General features: G+C 74.9%; 15 protein-coding genes and 1 pseudogene. 4 read left to right on the top strand and 12 right to left on the bottom strand.

The annotated features are described in order from the left end of the window. The 10 genes and pseudogenes from ACQP0T_RS11885 to ACQP0T_RS11840 all read right to left on the bottom strand — a co-directional run bounded on the left by ACQP0T_RS11885 (position 1) and on the right by ACQP0T_RS11840 (position 12,039). Positions 1 to 1,656, bottom strand: coding sequence for an AMP-binding protein (locus tag ACQP0T_RS11885; RefSeq protein ID WP_433872980.1), 1,656 nt, complete (start codon positions 1,654 to 1,656; stop codon positions 1 to 3). An 80-nt stretch (positions 1,657 to 1,736) separates the two neighbouring features. Continuing rightward, positions 1,737 to 2,489 (bottom strand): glucose 1-dehydrogenase, encoded by a 753-nt coding sequence (locus tag ACQP0T_RS11880; RefSeq protein WP_433872978.1) that lies wholly within the window; start codon positions 2,487 to 2,489, stop codon positions 1,737 to 1,739. A gap of 394 nt (positions 2,490 to 2,883) precedes the next feature. Beyond that, positions 2,884 to 3,753 (bottom strand): MaoC/PaaZ C-terminal domain-containing protein, encoded by an 870-nt coding sequence (locus tag ACQP0T_RS11875; protein ID WP_433872976.1) that lies wholly within the window; start codon positions 3,751 to 3,753, stop codon positions 2,884 to 2,886. 32 nt (positions 3,754 to 3,785) lie between these two features. Then, positions 3,786 to 5,972 carry an acyl-CoA dehydrogenase gene (locus ACQP0T_RS11870; RefSeq protein WP_433872975.1) on the bottom strand — a complete coding sequence of 729 codons (2,187 nt, stop codon included), beginning with the start codon at positions 5,970 to 5,972 and terminating at the stop codon, positions 3,786 to 3,788. Between the two features lie 100 nt (positions 5,973 to 6,072). Next, positions 6,073 to 7,215: a steroid 3-ketoacyl-CoA thiolase gene (locus tag ACQP0T_RS11865; protein WP_433872973.1), complete on the bottom strand. Its 1,143-nt coding sequence runs from the start codon at positions 7,213 to 7,215 to the stop codon at positions 6,073 to 6,075. 96 nt (positions 7,216 to 7,311) lie between these two features. Further along, complete coding sequence (dmpG, locus tag ACQP0T_RS11860; protein ID WP_433872971.1) at positions 7,312 to 8,331, bottom strand: 4-hydroxy-2-oxovalerate aldolase; 1,020 nt, start codon at positions 8,329 to 8,331, stop codon at positions 7,312 to 7,314. Next, a complete protein-coding gene (locus ACQP0T_RS11855; RefSeq protein ID WP_433872970.1) occupies positions 8,328 to 9,269 on the bottom strand; it encodes an acetaldehyde dehydrogenase (acetylating) in 942 nt (313 codons plus the stop codon). The genes dmpG and ACQP0T_RS11855 overlap by 4 nt, the downstream gene beginning before the upstream one ends. Then, a complete protein-coding gene (locus ACQP0T_RS11850) occupies positions 9,266 to 10,051 on the bottom strand; it encodes a 2-keto-4-pentenoate hydratase (protein ID WP_433872968.1) in 786 nt (261 codons plus the stop codon). The genes ACQP0T_RS11855 and ACQP0T_RS11850 overlap by 4 nt, the downstream gene beginning before the upstream one ends. 94 nt (positions 10,052 to 10,145) lie before the next feature. Further along, positions 10,146 to 11,137 (bottom strand): annotated as a pseudogene (locus ACQP0T_RS11845) (2Fe-2S iron-sulfur cluster-binding protein). 32 nt (positions 11,138 to 11,169) lie between these two features. Further along, positions 11,170 to 12,039, bottom strand: coding sequence for an alpha/beta fold hydrolase (locus ACQP0T_RS11840; protein WP_433872966.1), 870 nt, complete (start codon positions 12,037 to 12,039; stop codon positions 11,170 to 11,172). A gap of 204 nt (positions 12,040 to 12,243) precedes the next feature. On the opposite strand from ACQP0T_RS11840, the gene ACQP0T_RS11835 reads away from it, so the two are divergent. Then, on the top strand, positions 12,244 to 12,753 hold the full coding sequence (locus tag ACQP0T_RS11835; protein ID WP_433872965.1) for a flavin reductase family protein: 510 nt from the start codon (positions 12,244 to 12,246) through the stop codon (positions 12,751 to 12,753). A gap of 31 nt (positions 12,754 to 12,784) precedes the next feature. Here ACQP0T_RS11835 and ACQP0T_RS11830 read toward each other — a convergent pair whose 3' ends face one another. Further along, positions 12,785 to 13,606, bottom strand: coding sequence for an IclR family transcriptional regulator (locus tag ACQP0T_RS11830; RefSeq protein WP_433872963.1), 822 nt, complete (start codon positions 13,604 to 13,606; stop codon positions 12,785 to 12,787). 262 nt (positions 13,607 to 13,868) lie between these two features. On the opposite strand from ACQP0T_RS11830, the gene ACQP0T_RS11825 reads away from it, so the two are divergent. Then, positions 13,869 to 14,720 (top strand): LLM class F420-dependent oxidoreductase, encoded by an 852-nt coding sequence (locus ACQP0T_RS11825; RefSeq protein ID WP_433872962.1) that lies wholly within the window; start codon positions 13,869 to 13,871, stop codon positions 14,718 to 14,720. Continuing rightward, the gene (locus ACQP0T_RS11820) at positions 14,717 to 15,205 is read left to right on the top strand and encodes a nuclear transport factor 2 family protein (RefSeq protein ID WP_433872961.1); all 489 of its coding nucleotides are present in this window, start codon (positions 14,717 to 14,719) and stop codon (positions 15,203 to 15,205) included. Before ACQP0T_RS11825 ends, ACQP0T_RS11820 begins: the two co-directional genes overlap by 4 nt. Positions 15,206 to 15,358: 153 nt before the next feature. Here ACQP0T_RS11820 and ACQP0T_RS11815 read toward each other — a convergent pair whose 3' ends face one another. Then, complete coding sequence (locus tag ACQP0T_RS11815) at positions 15,359 to 15,991, bottom strand: PaaI family thioesterase (RefSeq protein ID WP_433872959.1); 633 nt, start codon at positions 15,989 to 15,991, stop codon at positions 15,359 to 15,361. A 206-nt stretch (positions 15,992 to 16,197) separates the two neighbouring features. Here ACQP0T_RS11815 and ACQP0T_RS11810 point away from each other — a divergent pair, with 206 nt between their 5' ends. Beyond that, a complete protein-coding gene (locus ACQP0T_RS11810; protein WP_433872957.1) occupies positions 16,198 to 17,670 on the top strand; it encodes an MFS transporter in 1,473 nt (490 codons plus the stop codon). Positions 17,671 to 17,727: the final 57 nt, after the last annotated feature.

The following is a 17,727-nucleotide window of genomic DNA, read 5'->3' as shown; positions in this document are numbered from 1 at the left end:
TCAGGGCAGCAGGCGCGCCCGGCCGCTGGTGGCGAACTCGGCCCGCAGCGCGTCCTTGTCCGCGTCGGTCATCAGCACGTAGTCCGCACCGCCCCGGCCGGTCCACCGGTAGACGGGATCGGTCGTGCGCCACCCCTCGGCCTGCAGCTCCTTCTTCCGCAACTTCCCCGAACCGGTCGCGGGCAGCGCGTGCGACACCCGGACGAAGCGCGGCGCGCCCTTGGTCCCGAGGTCCCGCTGCGCGGCGAGGAAATCGGGCAACCGGAGGTCCGCGAAGCACCGGCCTTCGGGGATCTCCAGCGCCGCCATCACCTGATCACCCGAGCGCGGGTCGGGCACCGCGAAGGCCGCCGCCGCGAGCACGTCCCGGTGCCTGCGCAGCACCTGCTCGGTGACCAGCGCGGAGATGTTCTCGCCGTCGACCCGGATCCAGTCGCCCGCGCGTCCCGCGAAGTAGAAGTGGCCGTCCTGGTCGACGTAGCCGAGGTCCCCGGTCCAGTACCAGCCGTTGCGGACCCGTTCGGCGTCGGCCACCGGGTCGGCGTAGTAGCCCTCGAACGCCGCCGCCCCGTCGACGTCGACGATCGCTCCGATCGCCGCCGCCGCGTTGCGCACCCGGCCGTGCTCGTCGAGATGGGCCGGCGGGCACTCCCGGTAGCTGTCCGGGTCGACGATCCGCACGCCGTCCTTCGCCGCGACCCCCAGGCTGCCCGGCGGTGCGCCCGGGGCGCGGGCGAACATGCCCGCGCCTTCGCTGGAACCGTAGCCCTCCAGCAGCCGGCAGCCGAACCGCCGCAGGAACGCGGCCTGGTCCTCCGGCGAGGCCTCGGTGCCGAAAGCGTGCGTCAGGGTGTTGTCGGCGTCGTCAGGACGTTCCGGCTGCGCGAGGACGTAGCTGATGGCCTTGCCGACGTAGGTGAAGAACGTCGCCCCGAACGCGCGCACGTCCGGCAGGAACCCGGAGGCGGAGAACTTCGGCGTCAGCGCCACGCAGGCCCCGGCCGCCAGCGCGGGCGCCCACAACGCCATCAGCGCGTTGCCGTGGAACAGCGGCATCGGGCAGTAGCAGACGTCGGTGGCGGTGACGTCGTACTTGGCGCTGTTGCGGTGGCCGAGACCGGCGAGCCGGCCCTGCGAGCACAGCGCGGCCTTGGCCGCCCCCGTGGTGCCCGAGGTGAACAGCAGCAGCATCCGGGTGCTCGGCGCGATGTCCGGGTCGAGGTGGGGCTCCGCCGCGCAGGCGGCCACCCGGGCCGCGTAGTCCGGCTCGTCGACCAGCAGGAACCGGTCGCGCCGCACCCCGATGTCGAGACCGTCGAGCAGTTCCAGGCCGCGCCGGTCGGTGACGATCAGCCGGCAGTCGGTGCGCCGGACCTCCTGCTCCAGCGCGGCACCGCGCCGCGTCGGGTTGATCCCGACGACCGCCGCCCCGGCCAGCGCCGCCCCGCCGAGCCAGAACACGTACTCCGCGACGTTGTCGAGCAGGATTCCGATGTGGAACGGACCGCCACCGCGCACCGAGCGCGCCAGCGCGGCCCGGTCGGCGCTGGCGCGCACGACCTCGTCCCAGTTCCAGGTCCGCTCCCGAGTGCGCAGCCCGGGTCGCCGGTCTCCCAACCGGTCCAGCAACAGCTCGGCGATCGTTTCGCGTGCCACACGTCCTCCCTGCGTCGCGGTGGGACGTTAGCGCCGCGCCGCGCGGGATTCCGGCTCCGTCCCGGTGACCGGGAGCCGGGCTAGAACCCGGCGCCCGCCGTCATGCCCCCGTCCACGACGAACTCGGCACCCGTGCAGTACCCGGATTCCTCGGCGGCCAGGAACAGCACCAGTTCGGCGACCTCGGCGGGTGCGCCCGCGCGCGCGATGGGCAGGGCCGCCAGCGGGGAACCCGCCCGTTCCGGTCCGGGCACGTCCGGGTCGCGGCCGGTCATCGCGGTGGCCACCCCGCCCGGGTGCACCGAGTTCACCCGGATGCCGCGCGGGCCCAGTTCCAAGGCAGCGGAGCGGGTGATGCCGCGCACCGCGAACTTGCTCGCGCTGTAGGCAGAAACCCCGGCCCCGCCCACCAGTCCGGCGACCGAGGAGACGTTGACGATCGAGCCTCCCGGACCCATCGCGCGGCTCGCGTGCTTCACCCCGAGCCACTGCCCGACGGCGTTGACCTCCAGCACCGCCCGGAAGTCGGCGACGGCCATCTCCTCGATCGAGCCGGCGCGCAGCACACCGGCGTTGTTGACCAGCACGTCCAGCCGGCCGAACACCGAGGTGGCGGTCCGCACCGCGGCGATCCACCGGTCCTCGTCGGTGACGTCGTGCGGCACGAACCGGCACCGCTGCCCGAGCTCGGCGGCCAGCGCCCGCCCTTCCGGCTCCAGCACGTCGCCGAACACGACCGCGGCACCCTCGCGCAGGAACGTCCGCACGTGCGCGGCTCCCATCCCCCGCGCGCCTCCGGTGATCAGCGCGACCTTGCCCGCGAGCCTGCCCATCGCCGCCTCCCTCCCCACCGCCGACGCGGCAGGCGTCCGTCGTCGTCCCCAGCACGTCCACAGCGGTCTGCTCGCGAAACCCGGCGCAGCTCCCACGCCCCATCACCCGTTCGGGAGCCAGGCTCCCTTGTGCCAGTTCGGGGTCCTTTCGGAATGCGGCGGAGCCGCATGCGGTGCGGCCGTCAACCGGCACCGCGGCCCGTGCTCGGACGTGACCGCTCAGCGGTCTTCTCGCGAGGACGCCCTGATGCCGTGTATGGGCGATCCATCAAGAAGGGCGCCCGGAGCGAGAAGGCCGCTGAGGTTCCGCCACCCGCACCGCCACGCAGGCCATTGGCGAAAGCGGTCCCAACTCGGGCAAGGGTGCCCCTCACTCACTTCCCGAACGGGTGACTCAGCGGCGGATCGTGGCGGTGGCGTGGGTGAGGACCGGCGCCTCGTCCTGCTCGGGGCAGGTGGCCACCAGGGCCAGTCCGGGGTGCTGCCACCACAGGCTGGTGCGGATCGTCCCGCCCGGGAACACCGGCCGGGCGAACCGGACCGACAACCCCGCCAGCCGCGTCACGTCCCCGTCGAGCGCGCCGTCGACGACGGCCTTGGCGACGATGCCGTAGGAGGCCAGGCCGTGCAGGATCGGGCGGTCGAACCCGGCCGACGCGGCGAACTCCGGGTCGACGTGCAGCGGGTTGAGGTCGCCGTTGAGCCGGTAGAGCAGCGCCTGGTCCGCCGTGGTGGGCGTGTCCAGCACGAGGTCGGCAGGGCGGTCCGGGGCCGGTTGCGGGCTCGCCGGTCCGGGGTCGCCGCCGAAACCGCCTTCGCCGCGGGCCCAGATCCGCGTCGTCGTGGTCCACAGCGGATCGCCGTCCGCGGTCGCGCGCTGCTCCTGGACGATCAGGGCCGCCTTGCCCTTGTCCCACAGCTCGGCGACCCGCGAGGTGACCACGGCGGTCCCCGCGGGCGGGATCGGGCGGTGCACCGCGAGCTCCTGCCCGGCGTGCAGGAGCCGGTGCAGGTCGACGTCGATCCCGGGCAGGGACAGCCCCGGCGCCGGACCGTCCCCGGCCGAGGGCCCCTGCCCCGCCACCATCGCGAAGGTCGGCAGCACCCGCAGGTCCCGCTCGTAGGTGTACCCGAGCTCCGGCCCGGTCGCCGCGTGCCGCCCGGCGCCCAGGCTCAGGTGGTACAGCAGCACGTCGCGCGACGTCCAGCGCACCTCCCGCGAGGTGGGTTCGGCGGCCAGGGCCGCGGTCGGGTCGATCGGCATGCTCAGCTCCGTTCGTCGGTCGGCGGCACCGGTCAGGGCGTCGCGGGTTCGGGGTCGCGCGGGAGCCCGAGCAAGCGCTCGGCGATGATGTTGAGCTGCACGTCCGTGGTCCCGCCCGCGATCGACATGCACCGGGAGTTGAGGAACATCCAGGTGGCGGAGTGCCGACCGGGGTCGCCGTCGAGCGCCGCGGGACCCCGCCACTCCACGGCGGTCTCCCAGACCTGCTGGAGGTGCTCGACGCCGATCAGCTTGGCCACGCTCGATTCGGCTCCCGGTTGCCCGCCCGACAGCGAGCGCACGGTGCTGCGCAGGCCGAACAGACCGCCCGACTGGGCATCGCAGAGGACGCCACCGAGCGCGGTCAACCGCTCGTCGTCGAGCGCGACGTCGCCGCCGGCCGCCATCGCCAGCAGGGCCTCGCCGCCGCTGCCCAGCGAGGAGTCCCGCGACAGCGACACCCGTTCGTTGGCCAGCGTGGTGCGGGCCAGCTTCCAGCCGTCGCCCGGCTCCGCGACGAGCATCTCGTCGGGGACGAACACGTCGTCCAGGAACACCTCGTTGAACAGCGCGTCGCCGGTGAGCTCCCGCAGCGGCCGGATCTCGACGCCGGGGGCGGACATGTCCAGCAGGAAGTACGATAAGCCGCGGTGCTTGGGCGCGGCGGGGTCGGTGCGGGCGAGCAGGATGCCGTACCGCGCCTCGCGGGCCATCGACGTCCACACCTTCTGGCCGGTGATCCGCCACCCGCCCTCGGCCCGCTCGGCCCGGGTGGACAGACCGGCGAGGTCGGATCCGGCGCCGGGTTCGCTGAAGAGCTGGCACCACACCAGCTCGCCGCGCAGGGTCGGGGGCAGGAACCGCTGCTGCTGCTCGGTGCTCCCGTGCGCGATCAGCGTCGGCACCACCCACGCGCCGATCACCATGTCGGGCGCGGACATCCCGGCCGCGGCCAGTTCCTCGGCGATGACGAGCTGCGCGACGGCGTCGGCGCCCCGTCCCCACGGTCGGGGCAGGTGCGGCGCGGTGAACCCGCGGTCGGCCAGGTGCGCTCGACGATCTGCGCCGTCGAGCCCGGCCGCCGGGGCGAGCTCCGCGCGGACTTCGGCCCGGACCCGCTCGGCCTCCGGCGGCAGCTCCACGGCGAGCTCCCGCCGGACACCGCCCAGGGTGAGCCGGGCGACCCGCCGCCGCCACCAGGCGGTGGAACCGAGCAGCAACCGCGACGTCTGGGCCCGCCGCAGGTACAGGTGCGCGTCGTGCTCCCAGGTGAACCCGATGCCGCCGAGCGTCTGGATGCAGTCCTTCGCGCCGGAGAACCCGGCCTCCACGCTGGTCGCGGCCGCCACCGCCGCCGCGAGCGACGCCTCCTCCGCACCGGCCGACGACCACGCCCGGGCCGCGTCCCAGGCGCACACGGCGGCCTGCTCGGCCCGGGTGAGCATCCGCGCACACCGGTGCTTGACGCCCTGGAACTGGCCGACCGGCCGACCGAACTGGTGGCGCACCTTCGCGTGCTCGGCGGCGGTGGTGGCGGCCCAGCCCGCGAGGCCGGAGGCCTCGGCGGCCAGCAGCACGGCCGCCAGGTCGAGCGGTGCCTGCTCGGGCACCTCCAGCACGTCACCGGCCGGAACCGCCGCCTCCCGCGCCCGCACCCGGGCGGACCGGCGGGTCGGGTCGTGGCTGGGCAGGTCGACGACCTCCAGCGCGTCGCGGGGCAGCACGATCCACCGGACCCGGTCGCCGTCGCGTGCGGGCAGCACGAAGAAGTCCGCGAGCTGCCCGCCCAGCACCGGATCGGGTTCGCCGGTGACCCGGTGGCCGGAACCGGTGCTGGTCAGCTCCAGGCTCCCCGGCCGGAGCGCGACCGCCCCGGTGGTGGCGCCCGACGCGAGGTCGGCCAGCAACCGCCGGTGCCCGGCGTGGTGCAGGACCGCGCCGGCCAGCGCGGTGGGCAGGAACGGTCCGGGAGCCAGCGCCCGGCCGAGCTCCTCGACGACCACCGCCAGTTCCAGCAGCCCGTACCCGGCGCCGCCCGCGGACTCCGGCAGGTGCAGGCCGAGCAGGCCTTGCTCGGCCAGCAGCGACCAGAACTCCGGCCGCTGCTCGGTCCCGGCGTCGACGGCCGCGCGGACCACCTCGGCGGTGATGTGCCGCTTGCTCAGCGCGCGCACCGAATCGCGCAGCTCCCGGTGCTCCTCGGCGATGGCGATGGTCATGGGCTCACCTCAGTGCTCGTCGTGGTCGTGCCCGCGCGGGGGCGTTCGGACCCGGTCGTGGAACCCGCTGCGCCGCGCGAGGCGGTTCCCACGGCGGGCTTCAGATCCGTTCGAGGACGGTGGCGGTGGAGTGCGCCCCGCCCGCGCACATCGTCACCAGCGCCGTCGAGGAGTCGGACCGCTCCAGTTCGTGCACGGCCTGGGTGAGCAGCCGCGCCCCGGTGGCGCCCACGGCGTGCCCGAGCGCGATCGCCCCGCCGTTGACGTTGACCCGGTCCTCGTCGGGCTCGTGCACCCGCGCCCAGGACAGCACCACCGAGGCGAACGCCTCGTTGATCTCCACCAGGTCGATGTCGGAGAGCGCCATCCCGGCCCGGCGCAGCACGTGCTCGGTGGCCGCGATCGGCCCGTCGAGGTGGAAGTGCGGATCCGTGCCGACCATGCCGGAGGCGACGATCCGCGCGCGGGGGCGGAGCCCGAGGGCGTGCGCCCGCTCCCGGCTCATCAGCAGGACCGCCGCCGCGCCGTCGCTGATCTGCGAGGAGTTCCCCGCGGTGTGGATGCCGTCGGGCAGCACCGGCCGCAGCGCGGCCAACGCCTCCGCGCTGGTCTCGCGCAGCCCCTGGTCGCGGCGCACCTCCGCCGGTCCCGAGTCGTCCGGCGCGGTGACCGGCACGAGCTGCGCGTCGAAGCGGCCCTGCTCCCACGCCCGGGCCGCCTTGCGCTGGGAGGCGAGGCCGAACGCGTCGGCCTCGGCGCGGGTGATGCCGCGGTGGGCCGCGATGCGCTCGGCGGCGGTGAACTGGTCGGGCATGTCCAACGACCAGCCGGGCGGCGTGGGCGTCCCGGTGTCCGGCGTGCTGGCCTGCCCGAGGAAGACCCGGCTCATCGACTCGACGCCGCAGCCGATGCCCGCCTCGATGGCGCCCGCCGCGATGAGGCCGGCGACCAGGTGCACCGCCTGCTGCGAGGAGCCGCAGGCGCAGTCGATCGTGGTGCAGGCGGTGGTGTGCGGCAGTCCCGCGTGCAGCCAGGCGTTCCGGGTGACGTTGTTGGACTGCTCGCCCGCCTGGGTGACGCACCCGCCGATCACCTGCTCGATCTCCGCCGGCGCGGTGCCCGTGCGGTCGAGCAGCCCGCGCTGGGCGATCCCGAGAAGCTCCGCGGGGTGCAGACCGGACAGCGCACCACCGCGCCGCCCCACCGGCGTGCGGGCGGCGTCGACGATGACGGCCTCAGCCATGTTGCCTCCTGCGGTCCGCGGATCCCCGAGCATCCGCAAAACTAGAATGAATTTTCAGCACCCGGCAAGGGCCGTCCCGGTGCCGCGGCGGCGGGGTCACCCGCGCTCCGCGAGCGTCACCGCGATGTCGATGAGCTGGTCCTCCTGGCCGCCGACGAGGTTGCGCCGACCCGCCTCGACGAGGATCTCGGTGCCCGACACGCCGTAGCGCCGCGCCTGCTGGTCGGCGTGCTTGAGGAAGCTGGAGTAGACCCCGGCGTAGCCCATGGTCAGCGACATCCGGTCCAGCAGGCACTCGCCGTCCATCACCGGCCGCACCGCGTCCTCCGCGGCGTCGATGACCGCGGCGGTGTCGATGCCGGTGCGGATGCCCAGCCGTTCGGCCACGGCGACGAACGCCTCGACCGGGGTGTTGCCCGCCCCGGCGCCGAATCGGCGCGCCGAGCCGTCGATCTGCCGGGCGCCCGCGCGCACCGCGAGCACCGAGTTGGCCACCCCGAGGCCGAGGTTCTCGTGGCCGTGGAAGCCCACCTGCGCGTCGGCGCCGAGTTCGGCGACCAGCGCGGCGACGCGGTCACCGGCCTCCTCCAGCACCAGCGCCCCGGCCGAATCCACCACGTACACGCACTCGCACCCCGCATCGGCCATGATCCGCGCCTGCGCCGCCAGCACCTCCGGCGGACGGCTGTGCGCCATCATCAGGAACCCGACCGTCTCCAGCCCGAGGTCGCGGGCGAGCCCGAAGTGCTGCCCGGCGATGTCCGCCTCGGTGCAGTGCGTCGCGATCCGGCAGATCCGGGCGCCGTTGTCGGCCGCCTGCCGGATGTCGTCGCGCACCCCCAGCCCGGGCAGCATCAGGAACGCGATCCGCGCCGACGTGGCCGTCTCGACCGCGGCGCGGATCAGCTCCTGCTCGGGCGTGCGGCTGAAGCCGTAGTTGAACGACGAGCCGCCGAGCCCGTCGCCGTGCGACACCTCGATCACCGGGACCCCGGCGGCGTCGAGCGCGGCCACCACCGAGCGCACCTGCTCGGTGGTGAACTGGTGCCGCTTGGCGTGCGAACCGTCGCGCAGCGAGGAATCGGTGATCCGGACGTGGCTGTCTTCGTGGGTCATCGCGTGGTCGCCTCCTCGGCCGCGGCGCGGGTGGACAGGACCCGCCGGGCGATGCCGGCGCCGACCGCCGCGGCGGCGGCGGTCATGATGTCGAGGTTCCCGGCGTAGGGCGGCAGGAAGTCGCCCGCACCCTCGACCTCCAGGAACACCGCGACGCGGGCGAGTCCGCCGCTCATCGGGGTCGGATCGTCGAACTGCGGCTCGGCGCGCAGCCGGTAGCCCGGGACGTAGGACGCGACCTCGGCCACCACCCGCTCGATCGACCCGGCGATCGCCGCCCGGTCCGCGTCCTCGCCGATCGAGCAGAACACGGTGTCGCGCATGAGCATCGGCGGCTCCGCCGGGTTGAGCACGATGATCGCCTTGCCCCGCCGGGCCCCGCCGATGCGCTCGATGCCCCGCCGGGTGGTGTGGGTGAACTCGTCGATGTTGGCCCGGGTGCCCGGTCCCGCCGAGGGGGAGGCCACGCTGGCGACGATCTCCGCGTAGGCCACCTCGGTCACCCGCGACACCGCGTGCACGATCGGGATGGTCGCCTGCCCGCCGCAGGTGATCAGTCCGACGTTCGGGGCCGCGACGTGCTCGCCGAGGTTCACCGCGGGCACCACCGACGGCCCGAGCGCGGCGGGGGTCAGGTCCACCGCCGGAATCCCGCACCGCTCGTACCGGGGCGCGTGCTCGCGGTGCACCTGCGCCGAGGTCGCCTCGAAGACCAGGTCCGGCCGCTCGTCGAGCGCCAGCAGCCAGTCCACGCCCGCGGCCGAGGTGCGCAGGCCGCGCTCGGCCGCGCGGGCCAGCCCCGGGCTGTCCGGGTCGACCCCGACCATCCAGCGCGGTTCGATCACCTCCGATCGCGCCAGCTTGTGCATCAGATCGGTGCCGATGTTGCCCGAGCCGACGATCGCGGCAGTCGCCTTCGCCACTGCGCCCTCCCTCATTCGAACCGTGCCGTCACGTGGCCGAGCCCGGCGAACTCGGCGCGGAACACCGAACCGGGGTCGACGTCGACCGCGCGGGTGCAGGAGCCCGGCAGGACCAGGTGCCCCGCCTCCAGCACCACCCCGAACTCCGCGACCGTGCGCGCCAGCCACGCCACCGCGGTCGTCGGATCGCCGAGGACCGCGCTGGTGTTGCCGCGCGCGACCTCCGCGCCGTCGCGGTGCAGCACGGCCTCGACGTCGGCCGGGTCGATCTCACCGGGCCGGACCCGGGCCTCGCCCAGCACCACACCGGCGGACGAGGCGTTGTCGGCGATGGTGTCGGCCAGCGCGATGCGCCAGTCGCGGATCCGGCTGTCGATCAGCTCCAGCGCCGGGACCAGGTACTCCGTGGCGGCGAGCACGTCGGCCTCGGTGCAGCCCCGACCGGGCAGGCGGGCGCCGAGCACGTAGCCCACCTCGACCTCGATGCGGGGAGCGCAGTAGCGCGCCACCGGGATCGGTCGGTCGGCGGCGAGCACCATGTCGTCGAGCAGATGGCCGTAATCGGGTTCGCCGACGCCCATCATCCGCTGCATCACCGGTGAGGACAGGCCCACCTTGTGCCCCCGGACGCGGGCGCCCTCGGCGCACCGCCGCCGGACGTTGTCCAACTGGATCCGGTAGGCGTCCTCGACGTCCACCTCGGGCCACCGCGCCGTGAGCGGTTCGATCGGTGCCCGGTCGAGCTCGGCGGCCCGCAGCAGGTCGGCCGCGGCGCGGCGGTGGTCGAGATTGAGCATTCCCTGGCCTTCCCGCTGGTCGGTGAGCTCGCCGCACGCTGCCACGGGAGGCGGCCGGCGCGGCGCGCCGATCCCGGTGAGCGGGAGCACCGGCTCACCCGTCGTAGCTGATCCGGACCCGGTCGCCGACCGGTCTGGCCTGGCACGCCAGCACCAGGCCGTCGTCGAGGTCGCGCTGGTCGAGCACCTCGTTGCGGTCCATCGCCACCTCGCCGTCGAGCAGCACGCACGCGCACGCGCTGCACGCCCCTTCCCGGCAGGAGAACGGCGCGTCGATCCCGGCCGCCAGCAGCGCTTGGAGCAGGGTGGCGCCCCGCGGCCAGGGCACGCTGCGGACCCGGCCGTCGAGCGCCACCTCCACCTCTCCCGACGGGCCGCCGGTGTCGAAGGCGGTGAACGGGTCGCCGCGGTGCGAGGTGAACCGCTCGGTCCTGATCCGGTCCGCGGGCACGCCGAGGTCGGCCAGCACGGCGGCGGCGAGCTCGACGAACGGTTCCGGGCCGCACAGGAAGGCGCGCCGGTCCGCGTGCGCGGCCACCAGGGCGCGCAACCCCGCGCCCGACGGCACGCCCTGCACGGACTCCAACCAGTGCACCACGGCGAGCCGCCCCGGGTGCTCGTCGGCGAGGGCGCGGAGCCCCTCCCGGAAGATCACCGAGCGCTCGTCGCGGTTGGCGTAGAGCAGCGCCACGGACCCGGTCCCGGCGCTCAGGTGCGCTTTGGCGATCGACATGACCGGCGTGATCCCGCTGCCCCGGCCAGCAGCAGCACGTCCTCGTCCAGCGAGTCCGGGGTGAACGCGCCCGCGGGCCGCAGCACCTCCAGCACGGTGCCCGCGACGACGTTGTCGCACAACCAGTTCGAGCCGTACCCGTCGGCGGTGCGCTTCACGGTGATGGTGGGCCGCTCCCCGCGGTGCGGTGAGCTGCACAGCGAGTAGCAGCGCGCCACCCCGCCGCCGGCGCCCGGGATCCGCACGGTCACGAACTGGCCGGGCCGGTAGTCGAAGTCCGCGTCCCCGGGATCCAGCACGAACGACCGCGCGTCCGGGGTCTCCTGGATCACCCGCACGACCCGCGCGCGCAGGCCGGCGGACCGCGCCCCCCGGTCCGCGGGCGTCACGCAGCGCCGTCCGGGCGGGTCAGGAACGCCAGCACCGCGCTCTCCCACGCCTGCTTGCGCTCGATCATCGCCCAGTGCCCGCAGTCCGGGAACACGTGCAGCTCGACGTCGGGGATGGTGCGCATCGGCACGATCGCCATGTCCAGCGGGCTCACCCGATCGTCGCGGCCCCAGGTGATCAGCGTCCTGGCCCGCACCCGGTCCAGCACCGCCCAGGTGGGCGGTTCGCCGGAGGCCGCCGCCGCGGCGGCCCGGGCCGCCAGCGCCTCCCGGCCGTACATGGCGCGGGCGCTGGCCAGCGATTCCGGTGCGGTGGCCAGCCGCCACCGCTGCTCGACCAGCTCCTCGGTGATCAGCGACCGGTCGTGGACCATCGAGTTCAGCCACCGGACGAGCCGTTCGCGGGTGGGGTCCTCGGCGAACTCGGTCAGCAGGTTGATCCCTTCGCCCGGCCCGGGGCTGAACAGGTTGCGCCCCATGCCGCCGACCGTGACCAGGGCGCCGATCCGCTCCGGGAAGTCGATCGCGGTCCGGGTGGCGACGATGCCGCCCATCGAGTTGCCGATGACGTCCACTCGCGACAGTCCGAGGCCGTCGAGGAAGCGCGGCACCGCCGGGGCCGCGGCCGCCATCGGGTGCTCCCCGGTGGCGTCGCTGACGCCGAAACCCGGGAACTCCAGCACCAGGCAGCGGAAGTGCTCGGCGAGCGCGGGCAGGTTGCCCCGGAAGTTCTGCCAACCGCTGACGCCCGGCCCGGAGCCGTGGAGCAGGAGCAGCGGCGGCCCCGCGCCGAACTCGTGGTAGCGCAGCACCCCGCGGTCGGTGCGGAGTTCGCGTGCGGTGGATTCGTAGGTCGGTTCCGGCATGTGCCCCACCCCTCGACGGCCAGCTCCGCGCGGCGGCGGACCGCCCGGTCGCCGCCGCGGCGACGCTAACCGGCTCCGCCGCCGGAGCACCGCCGACGTCCCGGTCAGCGGGACCCCCTCGTCGGCCTTCGGACCCGGGGCCCGGCGTCCGCTGACCGGGATGCCCGCAGCCGCAGGGAGAAACCGCTTCCTACCGTCCGTGGCATGACTTCCCGAGGAACATCGGCCGCACCGACCCCGGCGGAGCTGCGCAGCGCGCTGGGGGCGTTCGCCAGCGGCGTCACCGTGGTCACCGGGATCGACGGCGGCGAGGCGGTCGGCTTCACCTGCCAAGCGTTCGCTTCGGTCTCGCTGGACCCGCCGCTGGTGCTGTTCTGCGCCGACCGGTCCGGCCGCGCCTGGCCGCGCATCCGCAGCGCCGGCCGGTTCTGCGTCAACGTGCTCGCCGAGCGGCAGACCGAGGTCTGCGCGCGCTTCGGATCGCGCCGGGGCCGCAAGTACGACGGGCTGGAGTGGGACGTGTCGCGCTGGGGCACGCCCGCGCTCCGCGACGTGCTGCTGCACGTGCACGCCGAGGTCGACGACGTCCACGCCGCGGGCGATCACGACGTGGTGATCGGCCGGGTCCTCCAGGTGGCGCCGGGCGCCGAGGACCGCCCGCTGGTGTTCTACCGCGGCGGGTTCGGGCTCGCGGACGGGCACCGCCGCGGCTGATCCCCGCCGCCGCGCAGCGCCTCCCCGGCGCTCAGAGCCAGGCGCCGCGCCCGGTGTCGGCGAGCAGCCGGTCCATCGCCTCCGGCGACCAGGTCTCCTCCGGCGCCTCGGCGACCGGGCGGGTGCGGCGGCCCCCCGGCGGGAACAGCTCCTGCGCCGCCCGCCGGGTCGCGTCGACCACGAGCGGAGCGACCTTCTCCAGCGGCGCGCGCCGGTCGCCGACGAGCGACACGCTCGCCAGCGGCTCCTCCGGTCCGCGCACGGCCGCCGCGACGCAGCTGATCCCGGCGGCGCACTCGCCCCGCTCGAAGGCCAGCCCGTGCCGCCGCCGGATGCGGTTGAGCTCCTGGTGCAGCGTGCTCAGGTCGCCGATGGTGCGCTCGGTCAACCGCGCGACCGCCCCGCCGAGCCGGTCCTCCACCGCCTCCGGGGCCAGCCAGGCGAGCATCGCCTTGCCGAGCGCGGTGCTGTGCGCCGGCGCGCGGCCCCCGACCCGGGACGGCACGCTGGCGGCGAACCGCCCGCCGACCTTGTCCAGGTAGTACACGTCGGTGCCGTCGAGCACGGCCAGGTGCACCACCATCCCGGTCCGCATCTGGAGTTCGTGCAGCAGCGGCGCGGCGACGGAGCGGATCTCGGCGTAGCTGCCGTCGCGGCCGCCGATGCCGAGGACGCGCTGGCCGAGGCCGTAGCCGAACGAGGTCCGCTCCAGCCACCGCAACCGGACGAGCTGGTCGAGGATCCGGTGGGTCGTCGATCGGGGGAGCCGGGTACGCCGGGCGACGTCCTCCAGGCCCAACCGCGCGGACCGCCCCTCGAAGGCGTCCAGGATGAGGGTCATCCGCTCGACCATCGACGGCGGGATCTCCTGGCCCTGGTCCCGTCCGGCCCCGGCGTTGTGCTGAGCACGGTCATGACACCCTCCCACGGCCGAGAAACTGAAACGAATTATGTTTTTGCGAATCTAACAGCGACCCGGAGCGCGCGGAAGCACCCGCGCGGGTGCGCCCCGGAGGCCGCCGCGCGCCCCCGATCCCGGTCAGCGGGACGTCGGGGCCGGGCGCCCCGCGCGGCGGATAGGAACGCGGGTGACGACCAGGAACGGGAGGCATCGCATGCGGATCGGGATCGTGAGCCCGGTCGTGACCCGGGTCCCCGGCGCGCACTCGCCGTGGGAGGCCGAGGCGGGCATCGAGGAGCTCGGCGCGATCGCCGAAACCGCGGACCGGCTGGGGTTCCACCACCTGACCTGCAGCGAGCACGTCGCCGTCCCCACCGGCGTCGCCGAGCAGCGCGGCGGCACCTACTGGGATCCGCTGGCCACGCTCGGCTACCTGGCCGGGCGCACCACGCGGATCCGGCTGACCACCCAGGTGCTCGTCCTCGGGTACCACCACCCCCTCGAAATCGCCAAGCGCTACGGCACGCTGGACCGGGTCTCCGGCGGGCGGCTCACCCTGGGGCTCGGCGTCGGCAGCCTCCAGGAGGAATTCGCGCTGCTGGGCGCCCCGTTCCGGGAACGCGGCGCCCGCGCCGACGACGCGCTCGGCGCGCTGCGCGCCGCGCTGTCCCGGCGGGAACCGCGGTACCGCGGCGACCACTACGAGTTCTCCGACGTCGTGGTCGATCCGCACGCCGTCCAACCGCGGGTGCCGCTGTGGATCGGCGGGCGGACCCCGCGCTCGCTGCGGCGGGCACTGCGCTTCGGCGACGGCTGGGTCCCCTTCGGACTCCCGCTGGACGACTTGGCCGCGATGGTGCGCCGGGCCGACCCACCCGAGGGGTTCGACGTCGTCCTGCCCGCGGGGCGCCTGCTGGACCCGCTCGGTGCGCCGGAGGCGACCGACCGGGCGCTGCGCCGGGCGCGGGAGGCCGGGGCCACCGTCGTCGGTGCCGCCCTCGCGGCCACCTCCGCCGACCACTACCGCGAGCAGCTGGCCGCGCTGGCCGACCGAGGAGTGACATGAGCAGCGATGCCGAGCGGCGCCTGAGCGCTCTCGAACGGCGGGTCGCCGAGCTGGAGGACGAGCGCGCGGTGGCCCGGCTGGTGGCGTCCTACGGGCCGCTGGTCGACAGCGGCAGCGCCGAGGCGGTGGCCGCCCTCTGGGAGCCGGGCGGCAGCTACGACGTCGACGAGCTGGTGCTGGCCGGGCACGAGGACATCGCGGCGATGGTGCGCTCCACCGCCCACCAGCGGTGGATCGACGGCGGCTGCGCCCATCTCGTCGGCCCGCCGCAGGTCACCGTCTCCGGCGCGGAAGCGACCGCGATCTGCCATTCCCTGATGGTGGTGCGCACCGGCGGGCGCTTCCGGGTGCACCGCGCGACCGCGAACCGCTGGCGGCTGCGCAAGGGCCCCGACGGCTGGCGGGTCACCACGCGCACCAACCGGGTCCTCGACGGCCGGGTCGAGGCACCGGCGCTGCTCGCCGAGGCGCAACCGCCCGCCTGAGCACCGCTTTCGCCGATGCCCCTGTCGCCGATGCCCCCTGTTGCCGATGCCCCGGGGCGGTGCCGGTGGTGAGCCGCACCCGCAGCGGCTCCGCCGGGCCCCCGGGTCTCCGCCCCGGGTGGCGGGCGAGCGGCTCGCCCACCACCCGAGCGCTCACCTCGGGCGCGGCAGGTGCTTGCCGATGAAGAAGCCCTTCGCCGCCACGCACACCGCACCGTCGGCGGTGCTGATCGCGCCCTCGGCCCAGAGCTTGCGGCCGTCGACCGCGACCTGCCTGCCGGTGACCGCCAGCGGGACGAACAGCGGGACCGGCGCGCGGTAGCGCAGGGTCAGCTCGGCGGTCATGCCCGACCGGCCGCCCCAGTGGTTGGCGACGCCGAGCGCGTGGTCGAGCAGCAGCGCGCTCACCCCGCCGTGCGCGCAGCCGGGCTGGCCCTGGTAGGCCACGCCCAGCTCGACGACCGCGGAGACCGAACCGTCGGCGGCGCCGGCGAAGCGCACCGGCGGCGCGAGGGCGTTCTCCGGGCCGGTGACCGGGTCGTGGCGGGTCGTGGCGTCACCCGCCCACATCGCCACCATCCGCTCGTCGAACGGCGGGGCGTGCGCGTCGAGCCGGTCGGCGATCGCGGTGAGCTGCTCGGCGATGCCGGACATCGCGACCCCGGTCCCGTCCCCGGCGCGCAGCAGCGAGTCGATCAGCCGGCGGGCGGCGGCCGCCGCCGCGTCCACGCCGTCCTCGCGGGCCACCGCGGTCAGCTCGACCGGTGGTTCCTGGTGCGCCGTCACGGATTCCCGCCCCGCACGGGCGTGCCGAGCGCGCGGCATGCAGAGATCATCACGCGGCCGACGGTAGGCCCCCGGCGCGGGCTCCACAACGGACCGTCCCGCTGAGTCGGACGCCGGTCGTGCTCCCGATGAGCGGGAACGCGCGGGGGTCCGGCGCCGCCGCGCAGTAGCGTCCGGCGCCCGCCGCTCACCCACCGGGAGTTCAGATGAGCGAAACACCGACGTCCTCCCCGCTCGGTTCGGACGCCGACGGCGAAGCCCTCCGCCCGGACCGGTCCCGGGCGCACCACGCCGCCACGGTGGCGCTGCTGGTGCTGCTCGTGGAGATCACCGGACTCACCTACACGATGGTCACCCCCGCGCTGCCGCTGATCGCGGCGACCTTCCGGACACCGCACGTCGCGTGGACGATCACCGCGGTCACGCTGGTCGGCGCGGTGGCCTTCGCGCTCTGCGGCAAGCTCGGCGACCTCTTCGGGAAGAAGAAGGTCGCGCTGGTGTGCGCGGGCCTGTTCGCCGCGGGCTCGGTCGTCAGCGCGCTGGCCGACAGCTTCGCCGTGCTGATCGCCGGGCGGGCGCTGCAAGGGGTCGGCCCCGCGGTGCTGACCCTGACCTACGGCCTGGTGCGCGACGTGCTGCCCAGGTCGCTGATCCCGGTCGCGCTGGGCTTCCTCGGCACCGGCATGGGCGCCAGCGCCATCTTCGGCCCGGTCCTGTCCGGGGTGCTCGTGGAGGGCTTCGGCTTCCGCGGCATCTTCTGGTTCCAGGTGCTCTACGTGGTGGTGATCGGCGCGCTCGTGCTCCTCCTGGTGCCCGAGAGCAGCCTGCGCAGCAGGGCGCACCTGGACTGGGTCGGGGCGCTGCTGCTCGGGGCGGGCACGCTGGCGCTGCTCGCCGCGCTCAGCGGCGTCGAAGCGGCCGGCTGGTCGTCGCCGGGCGTGCTCGGCGGGATCGCCCTCGGCGTCGCCCTGCTGGCCGCCTGGTTCCGCCACGAACGGCGCACCGCCGAGCCGCTGGTCGACTTCGCCCTGCTCCGGCAGCGCCGGGTGGCGCTGACCCTGGTGGCCAGCTTCTGGGTCCAGTTCACCCTCGTGAGCGCCTCCATGCTGGTGCCGCTGCTGGTCATGACGCCCGCCGGGACCGGCTACGGGTTCAGCGCCTCCCCGCTGGAGGTGGCGGTGTTCATGGCGGCCAGCGGGGTCGCGGGCATGATCGCGGGCCCGATCAGCGGCGCGGTCGCCCGGTGGCGCGGGCCCCGGCTGACCCTGATCGTCGGCGGCGCGTCGCTGGCCACCGGCTCGGCCGTGCTGGCGGTGCTGCCCGGCGCCGAGCTGTCGGCGCTGCCTGGCGCGGAGCTGTGGGTGCTGGTCGGGCACTTCATCATCGGCATCGGGATCGGCACCTGCACCGCGTCGCTGCCGAACCTGATCACGGTCTCGGTGCCCGCCGGGGCGCAGGGCATCAGCGGCGGGATGCTGAACCTGCTCGGCAGCCTCGGCAGCTCGCTGGGTTCCCAGCTGGCCGTCGTGCTCCTGCTCGTGCCCGCCGCCACCTACGCCGGGGACCGGGTGATCTACGGCCAGTCCGGGTTCGTGCTCGCCTTCTCCGCCTGCGCCGGTGCCGGTGCGCTGGCGCTGGTCAGCGCGATCGCGATGGGTCCGGTCGGCCCGCGGCGGTGAACCCGGCGTACCGCTGAGCGGGATCGGCGCCGGATCGCGCCGGGTGGTGCGGTTTCG

It is taken from the genome of Saccharopolyspora sp. CA-218241 (assembly GCF_050954615.1).
Taxonomy (GTDB): Bacteria; Actinomycetota; Actinomycetes; order Mycobacteriales; family Pseudonocardiaceae; genus Saccharopolyspora; species Saccharopolyspora cebuensis.
Note: the sequence above shows the minus strand (reverse complement) of the source record. Positions and strands in the feature narration are given on the sequence as shown.

Bases quoted from the DNA above. Each gene is read 5' to 3' on its own strand.
- ACQP0T_RS11850 (WP_433872968.1), bottom strand. From the start codon at position 10,051: ATGCTCAATCTCGACCACCGCCGCGCCGCGGCCGACCTGCTGCGGGCC.
- ACQP0T_RS11855 (WP_433872970.1), bottom strand. From the start codon at position 9,269: ATGAGGGAGGGCGCAGTGGCGAAGGCGACTGCCGCGATCGTCGGCTCG.
- ACQP0T_RS11870 (WP_433872975.1), bottom strand. From the start codon at position 5,972: ATGACCATCGCCATCGCCGAGGAGCACCGGGAGCTGCGCGATTCGGTG.
- ACQP0T_RS11865 (WP_433872973.1), bottom strand. From the start codon at position 7,215: ATGGCTGAGGCCGTCATCGTCGACGCCGCCCGCACGCCGGTGGGGCGG.
- ACQP0T_RS11810 (WP_433872957.1), top strand. From the start codon at position 16,198: ATGAGCGAAACACCGACGTCCTCCCCGCTCGGTTCGGACGCCGACGGC.
- ACQP0T_RS11820 (WP_433872961.1), top strand. From the start codon at position 14,717: ATGAGCAGCGATGCCGAGCGGCGCCTGAGCGCTCTCGAACGGCGGGTC.
- ACQP0T_RS11830 (WP_433872963.1), bottom strand. From the start codon at position 13,606: ATGGTCGAGCGGATGACCCTCATCCTGGACGCCTTCGAGGGGCGGTCC.
- ACQP0T_RS11840 (WP_433872966.1), bottom strand. From the start codon at position 12,039: ATGCCGGAACCGACCTACGAATCCACCGCACGCGAACTCCGCACCGAC.
- dmpG (WP_433872971.1), bottom strand. From the start codon at position 8,331: ATGACCCACGAAGACAGCCACGTCCGGATCACCGATTCCTCGCTGCGC.
- ACQP0T_RS11875 (WP_433872976.1), bottom strand. From the start codon at position 3,753: ATGCCGATCGACCCGACCGCGGCCCTGGCCGCCGAACCCACCTCGCGG.
- ACQP0T_RS11835 (WP_433872965.1), top strand. From the start codon at position 12,244: ATGACTTCCCGAGGAACATCGGCCGCACCGACCCCGGCGGAGCTGCGC.
- ACQP0T_RS11825 (WP_433872962.1), top strand. From the start codon at position 13,869: ATGCGGATCGGGATCGTGAGCCCGGTCGTGACCCGGGTCCCCGGCGCG.
- ACQP0T_RS11880 (WP_433872978.1), bottom strand. From the start codon at position 2,489: ATGGGCAGGCTCGCGGGCAAGGTCGCGCTGATCACCGGAGGCGCGCGG.